This window comes from Streptomyces sp. NPDC047043 (assembly GCF_040644055.1).
In the GTDB taxonomy this organism is placed as follows: domain Bacteria; phylum Actinomycetota; class Actinomycetes; order Streptomycetales; family Streptomycetaceae; genus Streptomyces.
This window is the reverse complement of sequence record NZ_JBEYVO010000015.1, coordinates 98,478-110,656: the sequence shown is the minus strand read 5'-3', so window position 1 is coordinate 110,656 and position 12,179 is coordinate 98,478. Positions and strand designations below refer to the sequence as shown.

Genomic DNA, 12,179 nt, shown 5'->3' with positions numbered 1-12,179 from the left:
CCTCCACTCGCCGGCCGGATCGGCGCACGCCTCGCCCGATCGCCCTGTGACGCGGGGAACTCCATTGCGGTACCGGGCCGTTGGACAGGAGGATCGGCGCATGCCGATCTTCACCGCGCCCGACGGGACCGAGCTCGCCTACCACCTCCGGGGCGCGGGCGACCCGCTCGTCGTCCTGCCCGGCGGCCCGATGTGGGCCTCCTCCTACCTCGGCGACCTGGGCGGCCTCGCCGCGCACCGTCGGCTGGTCCTGCTCGACCTGCGCGGCACCGGCGACTCCGCGGTGCCGGCGGATCCGGCCACGTACCGCTGCGACGGCCTGGTGGACGACGTGGAGGCCTTGCGCGCCCACCTGGGCCTGGACCGCATGGACCTGCTCGCGCATTCGGCGGGCGGCAGCCTGGCGATGCTGTACGCCGCCCGGTACCCGCAGCGGGTGGCACGGCTGGCCCTGATCACCGCGATTCCGTGGGCGCTGGGGATGCCGGCCACCGCCGAGCACCGGCTGGCCGCGGCGCGACTGAGGAGCAGCGAGCCGTGGTTCGCCGACGCCTTCCCGGCGTTCGTGGAGTGGCTGGCGGGCAAGGCCGACTTCGACCCGAAGATCGTGCCCTTCTTCTACGGCCGCTGGGACGACGCGGCCGCGGAGCACGACGCGCGCGTGCAGTTCAACGACGACGCGGCCGACGTCTACGGCTCGGACGGCGCCTACGACCCACCCGCGACCCGCGCCGTACTCGCCCGGTTCACCGCACCGGTCCTCGTCCTCGCGGGCGGGCTCGACGGTGGCCCCTGCCCCGACCTGGCCCGCAGCGCCGCCGGGGTGTTCCCGAACGCGCAGTTCGCGGTGCAGCCCGGGGCCGGCCACTACCCCTGGGTGGACGGTCCCGAGTGGTTCGCCCGCCGGGTCGCCGAGTTCCTGGACGGCGTGGGCGCCGCTCTGCCATCGGCAGAGGAGGAGTCCGTAGCGCTGCCCGCTGAGTAACGTCCCTGGCATGGACACCGCACCCCGCACCGTCAAGGCGAACGGCATCACCCTCGCGTACCGCACCTGGGGCCCCGAGGACGCACCGGCCGTCCTCCTGCTCCACTCCCGCGGCACCGACGGCGCGGACTGGACCCCGATCGCCGAACGCCTTGCGTCGGGTGCGCGCCCGCGCCGGGTGTACGCCCCTGATCTGCGAGGTCACGGGAGCAGCGACTGGCCGGGCGCGGGCGCGGGCTCGGACACTTACGCGGACGATCCGAAAACGTACGCGTACGAGTCGATGCGCGACGACATCCGCGCCTTCGCCACCGCCCTCGGCATCGACCGCACGGACGTGGTGGGCCACTCGCTGGGCGGCGCAGTGGCCTATCTCCTCGCCCAGCAGACGCCGGATCTCGTACGACGCCTCGTGCTCGAGGACGTGCCCGCGCCGATCCCCCTCGACCCGCCCCGGCCGCCCGCCGAACGGCCCGACGGAGAGCTGCCGTTCGACTGGGCGATGATCCGCGCAACCGACGAACAGCGCAATGCGCCCGACCCTGTGTGGTGGGACCACATGGGGCGCATCACGATGCCCACACTGCTGATCGGCGGCGGCTCCCACAGCCTCATCCCGCAGGACCAGATCGCCGTCCTGGCCGAACTGATCCCCGGCGCCCGGCTGGTGACCATCGACGCCGGCCATCTGGTGCACGAGACCCGGCCGGAGGAGTTCCTGGCGGTGGTGGAGGCGTTTCTGGCGGAGTGATGCCCGGGTCTCCCGTTCTCAAGACGCCACCGAACCGGGCTCTACTCGGAAGGTAACAGGCACGGCCGTGGAGGTTGCGTGTGCCTCGTGACCGCCGGTGCGGCGATCACGAGTACTGCGAGTGCGGCTGTGTCACCCGGCCTGCGGGCCGTATGCCGTCATGAAGCGGTCCCGGAACTTGTTCATGGTCCACTCCGGGGCGTTGCCCGCCGGCTTGAGTCCCTCGGTCCAGCCCCAGTCGGAGACGCGGTCCAGCACCTTGGGGTCGCGGGCGACGATCGTCACCGGCACGTCCCTGTTGGCGCTGCCTCCGGTGACCGTCGGGACGGGCTGGTGGTCGCCGAGGAAGACGAGGACGGTGTTGTCGTCGCCGTAGCGCTGCATCCACTGGGTCAGGCTGTCCAGGGAGTACTGGATCGCCTTGCGGTACTCGGTGCGCACGCGCTTCGCGCTCTTCCAGACCTCCGTGGGGTTGGTGCCCTCCTTCTTGATCTTGTAGAAGACCTTGCCGTTTCCGAGGTCCTTCCAGTCGATCATGTGGGCGATGGGGGACCAGGGGTTGTGGCTGGAGGCCAGGATGATCTCCGCCATGATCGGGTCGCGGTTCTTCTTGCCGTGCTCCAGCTTCTGGAAGGCCTCGAGGCTGAACTGGTCCGGTACCGGCGTCCAGCTGAAGTACGGACCGTAGTAGCCGAGATGCGTCGAGTCGTAGATGTGGTCGAGGCCGAAATACTTGCCCTCGGGCCAGGCCTTGCGCACGCCCGGGACGATGCCGACCGTGCGCCAGGCGCCGGTCTTCTGGAAGTAGCTGGTGAGGGTCGCGCGGTTGCTGGTGGTCAGGGTCCGGTACCGCTGCTGGTTCTTGATCCACAGGCCGGACAGGAACGTGGAGTGGGCGAGCCAGCTGCCGGCGCCCGTCACGGGCGACTTGAGCCAGCCGCTGCGCGCCGCGAAGCCCGCAGACTTGAGCCTGGCGTTGCCCTCCTGGAGCGTCGCGTCGATCTCGGGTGCCATCGACGGATCGTCGATCGCGACCCGGCCGTAGCTCTCGATGAAGGTGAACATCACGTCCTTGCCGCGCAGCCCGGTCAGCAGCTGGTCGGACGGGGTCTTGGCGAAGGCGTCGACGGCCATCTGCTTCTTGAAGACGTCGGCGTCACCGAGGCCGTCGCGGACGTACTGCACACGGTTGCTGAGGTACTGGGCGTAGCCCTTGGTGGCGATCGTGACGCCGCCGAACTGCACACCCATGGTGAAGCAGACGATCCAGGCAGTGCCGAGGACCAGCGTGGTGCGTACGGCCATGGGGCGATGCCGGGCCATCACGTCCGCCAGCCGCACCATCGCCAGCGCGCTCAGCACGAGCACGAGGATGAGCAGGATGATCGCCCCGACGATCGCGAGCACCTCGCCCGAGCGCCCGAACGAGTCCTTGACCCAGTCCGCCCCGTCGCTCAGCAGAACCCAGTCGAAGACCAGGTCGAAGGGCCGGGCCAGGGTCTGGCGGAAGCCCATGTCGAGGCACTTCAGGACGGCGGACAGCCCGAGGAACGCCCCCAGGGCGACCGCCGAGATGCGCCGTGCCTTCGCCGGCAGTACGAGGAGGACCGCCGCGAGGAAGATCGCCTCGACGGGGAGGCGGAGGAAGGACCGGACAGTGATCCAGTCGAGGCGGTTGGGCACGAGGAGCACGACCAGCACCAGCGCACCGGCCAGCACACTCGTGCCCACCCGCACGGCACGGGCGGCGCGGGGGTAACGACGGCGCCAGCCGAACCAGCCGGGGCGGCCGGTGGCAGCGGGTCCGGGTCCAGATACGGGGTCGGGCACGGGTGCAGCCTCGGCGCTCGCGACCGCCGACTCTTCGGATACCTCGGAGGCGTCGCTCGCCTCCGTGACCTCATCGACCCCACCGACCCCATCGACCTCGGGAGTCTCCTCAACCTCCGCATCCGCAGACTCGGTCGCCCTGTTGTCGGTCACCAACTCCTTGTCGGTCACCGACTCCGCCGGCTCCGCGGGCTGCGTCGACTCGCCCGGTTCCGCCGCCGTCTCCTTCCCCGTCCCGTCGGTATCGGGGTCGACGGCCGTGTCGGCGTCGGGCAGTTGACGATGGGGCGTGAGGTGCGACACCCGTAGGTCCTTCCGTGCGAAGCGCGCTGATGGCACGGCGAACCGGACCCGCCGGGCCGGGCCGCCAACCTCGCGTACGGCCCTACGTCACCCTCCGTTCAAACACCCGGGTCAACCGCGCGCAAAGAGTACGCCCGTCGCCCCCGGCGGGCCCACCTGCGAACCTCTGCCTCCGGCCTACCGGTCCGCCGCGACCGCCACCTCCCGGGCCCACCGGTAGTCCGCCTTGCCGCTGGGCGAGCGCCGTATCGTCTCCGCGATCACCAGCTGCCGGGGGATCTTGTAACCGGCGAGATGCGTACGGCAGTAGGACTGCACGTCCTCCAGTGAAGGCCGTGGCGCGCCCTGGCGCAGTTGTACCACCGCCGCCACATGGTTGCCCCACTTCGTGTCCGGCACCCCGGCCACCAGCGCGTCGTACACGTCCGGATGGGACTTGAGCGCCTGCTCGACCTCCTCCGGATACACCTTCTCCCCGCCCGTGTTGATGCACTGCGAGCCCCGGCCGAGGACCGTGACCACGCCCTCCTCGTCCACGGTCGCCATGTCGCCGAGCAGCACCCACCGTTCGCCGTCCTTCTCGAAGAATGTCTCGGCGGTCTTTTTCGGGTCGTTGTAGTAGCCGAGCGGGACATGACCGCACTGCGCGACCCTGCCCACCTCGCCCGCGGTGACCGGCTCGTGTGTGGCGGGATCGACCACCTGCGTACGGGAGTTGACGCGGATACGGAAGCTCTGCCCGGCCCCGGAGTCGGCCGTCGCCGTGCCGTTGAACCCGGACTCGGACGAGCCGTAGTTGTTGAGCAGCATCGCGCCCGGCACCAGCTCCTGGAACTGCCGCCGCACCGTCTCCGACAGCACCGCGCCGGACGAGGACACGCTGAAGACGGACGAGCAGTCCGTGCCCTTCATCGGCCCGCCCAGCGCGTCGATCAGCGGCCGCAGCATTGCGTCGCCGACCAGCGAGATGCTGGTGACCTTCTCCTTCTCGATCGTCCGCAGCACCTCCTCGGGCACGAACTTGCGGTGGATCACGACCCGTTGCCCGAAGTTGAAGCCGATGAAGGAGGTGAGCGTCGAAGTGCCGTGCATCAGCGGGGGAGTGGGGAAGAAGGTGATCCCGGAGCCGCCGGCCGCGACCCGCTCGGCCAGCTCCTGCGGCTTCCTGACCGGCTCACCGGTCGGCGCGCCCCCGCCGAGCCCCGAGAAGAACAGATCCTCCTGCCGCCACATCACGCCCTTCGGCATCCCGGTGGTGCCGCCGGTGTAGATGATGAACTGGTCGTCGCCCGACCGCGCGGGGAACCCGCGTTGCGGCGACCCGCCCGCCTCGGCCTCCGCGAACGGCACGGCGGCAACCCCGTCGTCCGCCCCGCCCACCCGCACCAGATGCCGCAGCTTGGGACACTGCGGCAGCGCCGCCGCCACCCGCCCGTCGAACTCCGCGTCGAAGACCAGCGCCACCAGATCGGCGTCCCGGTACAGGTACACCAACTCGTCTTCCACGTAGCGGTAGTTGACGTTGACCGGGACGATCCGTGCCTTCAGGCACCCGAACACCGTCTGCAGGTACTCGATCCCGTTGTACAGGTGCAGCCCGAGGTGCTCCCCGGGGCGTATCCCGGCGTCGATCAGATGGTGGGCGATGCGGTTCGCCGCCGCGTCCAACTCCGCGTACGTCAGGCGGCGTTCCGCGCCCGTGCCCGGGTGGTCGAGGTACACCAGGGCCTCGCGGTCCGGCACCACGTCGACGACCGACTCGAACAGATCGGCAAGGTTGTACTCCACCGCTCCTCCTGACCCCGGGCGTGCCTGGCAGTTGCCGGTTCGCCGGTCATCAGAGCAAAGGGGGCGACAACTGTGAAGGGTTCGCGCGAATAAATCTGACTGTCTGTCAGAAAACTCTTGAAGTGGCTCCCCGCCTACTGCAACCTGTTCTCGTTCTTTCAGAGGGGAGATGGGTGATGGGTGGGACCGAACACCTCACCGTGCAGCGCGAAGGCGCCACACTGGTGCTCACGCTCAACAGGCCCGACGCCAAGAACGCGCTCTCGCTGTCCATGCTCGTCGGTCTGTACGACGGCTGGATCGAGGCCGACGAGGACGACGCGGTCCGCTCGATCGTGCTGACCGGCGCAGGCGGCGCATTCTGCGCCGGCATGGACCTCAAGGCCCTCGCAGGCAAGGGCATGGAGGGCGAGCACTACCGGGACCGCCTCAAGGCCGACCCGGACCTGCACTGGAAGGCGATGCTGCGCCACCACCGCCCCCGCAAACCGGTGATCGCCGCCGTCGAGGGCTACTGCGTGGCGGGCGGCACCGAGATCCTCCAGGGCACCGACATCCGCGTCGCGGGCGAGTCGGCGACCTTCGGCCTCTTCGAGGTCAAACGCGGACTGTTCCCCATCGGCGGCTCAACGGTCCGCCTGCAGCGCCAGATCCCGCGCACCCACGCGCTGGAGATGCTGCTCACCGGCCGCCCGTACACCGCCCGCGAGGCCGCCGCCGTAGGCCTGATCGGTCATGTCGTCCCCGACGGCACCGCGCTCGCCAAGGCCCTGGAGATCGCCGAACAGATCAACGCCTGCGGGCCGTTGGCGGTCGAGGCGGTCAAGGCGTCCGTCTACGAGACCGCCGAGATGACGGAGACGGACGGCCTCGCCTCCGAACTCAAGCGCGGCTGGCCCATCTTCGACACCGCCGACGCCAAGGAGGGCGCCCGCGCCTTCGCGGAGAAGCGACCGCCCGTCTACAAACGAGCCTGAGCCCCACAGGCCCGGCTTCCAAAGGAGATCGGCATGCCCGAAGTCCTCAAAGCCCCCCTTGCCGTCGAGTTCCCCTTCACCCGCTCCCTCGGCCCCGTCCAGAGCGCCTTCCTGACCGGACTGCGCGAGCGCGTCGTCCTCGGGGTGAAAACCGTCGACGGCCGCACACTCGTCCCGCCCGTCGAGTACGACCCCGTCACCGCCGACGAGCTCCGCGACCTGATCGAGGTCGCCCCCACCGGCACGGTCACCACCTGGGCCTGGAACCACGAACCCCGCCGCGGCCAGCCCCTCGACACCCCCTTCGCCTGGGTCCTGGTCCGCCTCGACGGCGCCGACACCGCCCTCCTGCACGCCCTCGACGCCCCCGGCCCCGACGCCGTGCACACCGGCATGCGCGTCCGCGTCCGCTGGGCCGAGGAGCGCACCGGCGCCATCACCGACATCGCCTGCTTCGAGCCCTACGACGGCGAAGCAGCACAACCGACGGGCTACAGCGGCGAGTTCGAAGACGCGATCACCGGCATCGTCGCCGCCGCCCGCCTCGACTACACCTACTCGCCGGGCCGCGCGCAGACCGCCTACATCCACGCCCTCTCCGGCCGGCGCACCGTCGGCGAACGCTGCCCGTCCTGCCGCAAGGTGTACGTCCCGCCCAGGGGCGCCTGTCCCACCTGTGGCGTGGCCACGTCCCAACAGGTCGAAGTGGGTCCGCGCGGCACGGTCACCACGTACTGCATCGTCAACATCAAGGCGAAGAACCTCGACATCGAAGTCCCCTACGTCTACGCCCACATCGCCCTCGACGGCGCCGACCTCGCGCTGCACGGCCGTATCGGCGGCATCCCCTACGACCAGGTGCGCATGGGACTGCGCGTGGAGCCGGTGTGGACGAAAGGGGCCCGGTATCCCGACCACTACCGGCCCACCGGCGAGCCCGACGCGGAGTACGACACCTACAAGGAGTTGCTATGACGCGTGAGATCCGTGAGATCGCGGTCGTCGCCTTCGCCCAGACCGACCACCGGCGCAGCAGCGCGGAGCTCTCCGAGGTGGAGATGCTGATGCCGGTGCTGCACGACGTCCTCGCCCAGACCGGCCTGAAGACCGCCGACATCGGCTTCACCTGCTCCGGCTCCAGCGACTACCTCGCCGGCCGCGCCTTCTCCTTCACCCTCGCCCTCGACGGCGTGGGCGCCTGGCCGCCGATCTCCGAGTCGCACGTCGAGATGGACGGCGCCTGGGCCCTGTACGAGGCATGGACCAAACTCCTCACCGGGGACGCGGACACGGCCCTCGTCTACTCCTACGGCAAGTCCTCACCCGGCTCCGTTCGCGACGTCCTGACCCGCCAACTGGACCCCTACTACGTGGCGCCCCTGTGGCCGGACTCCGTCGCCCTCGCCGCCCTCCAGGCACAGGCGCTCATCGACGCGGGCGAGACCGACGAACCGGCCCTCGCCGCCGTGGCATCCCGCAGCCGCGCGGACGCCGCCGCCAATTCCCATGCCCAGCTGCGCGGTTCGGTACCGCAGGGCGACTATCTCGTACGGCCCCTGCGCACCGGCGACTGCCCGCCCATCGGCGACGGAGCCGCCGCCGTGGTCCTCGCGGGAGGGCAGCGGGCCCGGGAACTGTGCGAACGTCCTGCGTGGATCCGCGGCATCGACCACCGCATCGAGGCACACAGCCTCGGCGTCCGCGACCTGACCGACTCGCCCTCCACCCGCCAGGCCGCAGAGCGGGCCGGCGCCTTCGAACGGCCCGTCGACACCGCCGAGTTGCACGCCCCCTTCACCTCTCAGGAGGTCGTGCTGCGCAAGGCGCTGCGGCTCGACGACAGCGTCCGCGTGAATCCCTCCGGCGGAGCCCTGGCCGCCAACCCGATCATGGCCGCCGGGCTCATCCGCATCGGAGAGGCGGCCGCCGCCATCCACCGCGGGGAGTCCGACCGGGCGCTCGCCCACGCCACCTCCGGTCCCTGTCTGCAACAGAACCTGGTCGCCGTACTCGAAGGGGATCTGCGATGACCAAGGAGCCCGTGGCCGTCGTAGGCATCGGCCAGACCAAGCACGTGGCGGCCCGGCGGGACGTGTCGATCGCGGGGCTCGTCCGCGAGGCGGCCGGGCGGGCGCTCGACGACGCCGAGTTGGCGTGGGCCGACATCGACGCCGTCGTCATCGGCAAGGCGCCCGACTTCTTCGAGGGCGTGATGATGCCCGAGCTGTACCTCGCCGACGCGCTCGGCGCGGTGGGCAAGCCGATGCTGCGGGTGCACACGGCCGGTTCGGTCGGCGGCTCGACCGCGCTCGTCGCCGCCAACCTGGTCGCGGCCCGCGTGCACGGCACCGTGCTGACGCTGGCCTTCGAGAAGCAGTCCGAGTCCAACGCCATGTGGGGCCTGTCCCTGCCGATCCCCTTCCAGCAGCCGCTGCTCGCCGGGGCGGGCGGCTTCTTCGCGCCGCACGTGCGCGCGTACATGCGACGCAGCGGCGCGCCCGACACCGTCGGCTCCCTGGTGGCGTACAAGGACCGGCGCAATGCGCTCAAGAACCCGTACGCGCACCTCCACGAGCACGACATCACCCTGGAGAAGGTCCAGGCCTCGCCCATGCTGTGGGACCCGATCCGCTACTCGGAGACCTGCCCGTCCTCGGACGGCGCCTGCGCGATGGTGCTGACCGACCGGGTGGGCGCGGCCCGTGCGCCCCGGTCGCCGGCCTGGATGCTCGGCGGCGCGATGCGCAGCGAACCCACCCTTTTCGCCGGCAAGGACGCGGTGTCGCCGCAGGCCGGGAAGGACTGTGCCGCGGACGTGTACCGGCAGGCCGGGATCGCCGACCCGCGGCGCGACATCGACGCGGTCGAGATGTACGTGCCGTTCTCCTGGTACGAGCCCATGTGGCTGGAGAACCTCGGCTTCGCCGACGAGGGCGAGGGCTGGAAACTCACCGAGGCCGGGGTCACCGAGCTGGACGGTGACCTGCCCGTCAACATGTCGGGCGGTGTCCTGTCGACCAATCCGATCGGCGCCTCCGGCATGATCCGCTTCGCCGAGGCGGCGCTGCAGGCGCGCGGACTGGCCGGAGAACACCAGGTGGAAGGGGCCAGGCGGGTCCTCGGGCACGCCTATGGTGGCGGATCGCAGTTCTTCTCCATGTGGCTCGTGGGGAGCGAACCCCCGGACTCTTGAAAGACTCCGGAAAGGTCCTCCTCACGTGGCCTGTTGGCATCAGAAACCGATCGCTAGGCTGGCCGCGGACGACGAATCGGGAGGAGCACGGACGTGGCCGAGAGCACCATCCAGCAGCACCCGCTTGCGGGCTGGGACAAGCCTGACCTGGACCTCAGCACCGCCGACTGGCACTCGAGCAGCCGTGGCCTGGGGGATGTCCAGATCGCTTTTGTCGAGGGATTCATCGCGATGCGCAACAGCGGCCGCCCGGAAAGCCCTTCCTTGATCTTCACGCCCGCGGAATGGGGCGCGTTCGTGTCGGGGGCGCGGGAAGGAGAGTTCGACCTGACCTGATCCGACGGGCGATCCGGGGGGTGTTCCACCCGTCTTTCCGGACACGCGACCTTCAGCACCCTTCCCGGGCCGACGCCTGAGCGAGGCTGGCCCCGGGAAGGGAAGGTCGTCTTCCGGAGATGAGGAAGCCCATGAGCAGCACCCTGCCGGTCGTCGCGGCGGTGGACGGTTCGGACGACAGCCTGCGCGCCCTGGACTGGGCCCTCGACGACGCCCGCAGACGCGAGGCGCCGCTGCGTGTGGTCCACGTACGGCAGTACTCCGCGTGGGCGCAGCCCGGCGTGCTGGTCGCCGGGCCACCGGACTCGGACGCCGATCCGGTGCTCGACCGGGTGCGTGAGTATTTGCAGAGGCGGGCCGACCTGCCGCTCCTGGAGTATCTGGGCCTGGAGGGCGCACCGGGCGCCATGCTGCCCGAACTGGGCTCCACCGCACGGCTGTTGGTGCTCGGCTCCCGCGGCCGCGGCGGATTCGCCAGCCTGCTGCTCGGTTCCAACGGTCTGGCCGCCGCCCGTGACGCCGAGTGCCCCGTCGTCGTGGTGCCCCGGCCCGGACGCGAGGTGCACGGCGACGCACCGGTCGAGCCCGGCCCCCGCGTGGTCGTGGGACTGCAGGTGGACAGCCCCGACGAGGCGATCCTCGCCTTCGCCTTCACCGAGGCAGCACTGCGCGGCGCCCGCCTCCAGGCGATCGCCGCCTACACCTGGCCGCTCCAGAGCTGGGCGGCCCCCGGCGAACTCGTCCCGCCTGCGGTCGACCAGAGCGCCGTGGAGAACGAGACCTGGGCCCTGGCGGAGGGCTTCCTCGCCCCGCACCGCAAGAACCACCCCGAGGTCCGGGCCGACGCCTACGCGATGCCGGGCGACGCGGCGGGCCTGCTGGTCGCGGCCTCCAGGGACGCCGAACTGGTCGTGGTGGGCCGCCATCGGCGCCGTCTGTCGGCTCCCGCCCGCATGATGGGCTCGGTCACCCACGCGGTGCTGCTGCACGCGGCGGCACCGGTGGCGGTGATTCCGCCCGGGCCGGGGGAGGAGTAGGGCCCGGGGCGACCGTCGAATCAGCGGCCCGGGTGCCGCAGTCGCGGGACGGCGAGAGCCGCCCGGCGGGACAGCCGCAATGGCCCGCGGTCAGAACTGCGGTGGCGCCGGGTCCGGTGCCGTCGTCGAGGTCGCACCCGGTGGGGCGGTTGTATCCGCGATTGGCGTGACCGGCTTCGCGACTGTCGCGGCGGCTGTCGCGGTGCCAGGTCGGCGCCGCCGCCGAAGCCGTGCCCGGCTGCCGCAGCCGGGATGCGCGCCCGACCTCGAGACGGCTGCATCGGTTTACGGCCACAGCAGTTGTTTCCGCCAGCCCGCCTCCTCGCGCAGGTAGACGAGCCGTGTGTGCAGGCGTTCCTTGTCGCCCTGCCAGAAGTCGACCGACTCGGGCCGAACGGAGTGCAGCGTCCAGCCGGGCGCGACCAGGCCGGGCTCGGCCTCCAGTCGCACCAGGGACTCCTTGACCGCCGCGTCCCGCTCGGCGAGGTCCGTGAGCGGCTGCGACTGGCGGCCGAGCAGCGTCTCCGCGCGGGCGCCGACGCCCCGCGCCAGGAAGTCGGCGGCGCTGTCCTGGGGCGCCGCGGCGACGACGGGGCCTCGCACCCGGCCCTGGCGCGCCAGCTGTGGTCAGTGGAAGGTGAGGGCGGCGAAGGGGCGCGCGGCGAGGTCACGGCCCTTGGTGCTGCCGCCGTCCGAGGCGAACTGCCAGCTGTCGGGACCCACGCCCTTGAGGATCAGCGTCCGTGCCGTCGGATTCCCGTCCGCGCCCGCCGTGGAGAGCGTCATCGCGTGCGGCTCGCGCGCACCCGCCTCGGCCGCCGTGATCAGCCATTCGGTGAACAACTCCACCGGAGTCCCCGGCGTGGCGACCGGATCGGAGGCAGGCAGCTCCCCGGCGAACGCCTCGAGACCGTGCAGCAGCTCACGGAGATCCTCCATGAACTCTCTCCCTCGGCAGCTAATGGATGAATTGGAACCT

General features: G+C 70.9%; 12 protein-coding genes. 8 read left to right on the top strand and 4 right to left on the bottom strand.

The window, feature by feature from the left end; translation table 11 throughout:
- The first annotated feature begins 100 nt into the window (after positions 1-100).
- Entirely contained in the window at positions 101-985 is an 885-nt protein-coding gene (locus ABZ880_RS24210; protein ID WP_361266427.1) for an alpha/beta hydrolase, read from the top strand.
- 10 nt (positions 986-995) lie between these two features.
- A complete protein-coding gene (locus tag ABZ880_RS24205) occupies positions 996-1,736 on the top strand; it encodes an alpha/beta hydrolase (protein WP_361266425.1) in 741 nt (246 codons plus the stop codon).
- Positions 1,737-1,868: 132 nt separating this feature from the next.
- Here ABZ880_RS24205 and ABZ880_RS24200 read toward each other — a convergent pair whose 3' ends face one another.
- Complete coding sequence (locus tag ABZ880_RS24200) at positions 1,869-3,566, bottom strand: sulfatase (RefSeq protein ID WP_361266687.1); 1,698 nt, start codon at positions 3,564-3,566, stop codon at positions 1,869-1,871.
- Between the two features lie 480 nt (positions 3,567-4,046).
- Positions 4,047-5,657: an acyl-CoA synthetase gene (locus ABZ880_RS24195; RefSeq protein WP_361266423.1), complete on the bottom strand. Its 1,611-nt coding sequence runs from the start codon at positions 5,655-5,657 to the stop codon at positions 4,047-4,049.
- A 176-nt stretch (positions 5,658-5,833) separates the two neighbouring features.
- On the opposite strand from ABZ880_RS24195, the gene ABZ880_RS24190 reads away from it, so the two are divergent.
- The 6 genes from ABZ880_RS24190 to ABZ880_RS24165 all read left to right on the top strand — a co-directional run bounded on the left by ABZ880_RS24190 (position 5,834) and on the right by ABZ880_RS24165 (position 11,200).
- On the top strand, positions 5,834-6,634 hold the full coding sequence (locus ABZ880_RS24190) for a crotonase/enoyl-CoA hydratase family protein (protein WP_361266421.1): 801 nt from the start codon (positions 5,834-5,836) through the stop codon (positions 6,632-6,634).
- A gap of 33 nt (positions 6,635-6,667) precedes the next feature.
- Complete coding sequence (locus ABZ880_RS24185) at positions 6,668-7,609, top strand: OB-fold domain-containing protein (RefSeq protein WP_361266419.1); 942 nt, start codon at positions 6,668-6,670, stop codon at positions 7,607-7,609.
- Positions 7,606-8,664, top strand: a complete 1,059-nt coding sequence (locus ABZ880_RS24180; protein ID WP_361266417.1) for a thiolase domain-containing protein — start codon at positions 7,606-7,608, stop codon at positions 8,662-8,664. Before ABZ880_RS24185 ends, ABZ880_RS24180 begins: the two co-directional genes overlap by 4 nt.
- Positions 8,661-9,827, top strand: a complete 1,167-nt coding sequence (locus ABZ880_RS24175; RefSeq protein WP_361266415.1) for a thiolase domain-containing protein — start codon at positions 8,661-8,663, stop codon at positions 9,825-9,827. The genes ABZ880_RS24180 and ABZ880_RS24175 overlap by 4 nt, the downstream gene beginning before the upstream one ends.
- A 93-nt stretch (positions 9,828-9,920) precedes the next feature.
- Positions 9,921-10,163, top strand: coding sequence for a DUF397 domain-containing protein (locus tag ABZ880_RS24170; protein ID WP_361266413.1), 243 nt, complete (start codon positions 9,921-9,923; stop codon positions 10,161-10,163).
- Positions 10,164-10,294: 131 nt separating this feature from the next.
- Positions 10,295-11,200 carry a universal stress protein gene (locus ABZ880_RS24165; RefSeq protein WP_361266411.1) on the top strand — a complete coding sequence of 302 codons (906 nt, stop codon included), beginning with the start codon at positions 10,295-10,297 and terminating at the stop codon, positions 11,198-11,200.
- A 285-nt stretch (positions 11,201-11,485) separates the two neighbouring features.
- Here the strand turns inward: ABZ880_RS24165 and ABZ880_RS24160 are convergent, their stop codons facing one another.
- Positions 11,486-11,803 carry a pyridoxine 5'-phosphate oxidase C-terminal domain-containing protein gene (locus tag ABZ880_RS24160; RefSeq protein ID WP_361266409.1) on the bottom strand — a complete coding sequence of 106 codons (318 nt, stop codon included), beginning with the start codon at positions 11,801-11,803 and terminating at the stop codon, positions 11,486-11,488.
- 24 nt (positions 11,804-11,827) lie between these two features.
- Positions 11,828-12,139 carry a pyridoxamine 5'-phosphate oxidase family protein gene (locus ABZ880_RS24155; protein ID WP_361266407.1) on the bottom strand — a complete coding sequence of 104 codons (312 nt, stop codon included), beginning with the start codon at positions 12,137-12,139 and terminating at the stop codon, positions 11,828-11,830.
- Positions 12,140-12,179: the final 40 nt, after the last annotated feature.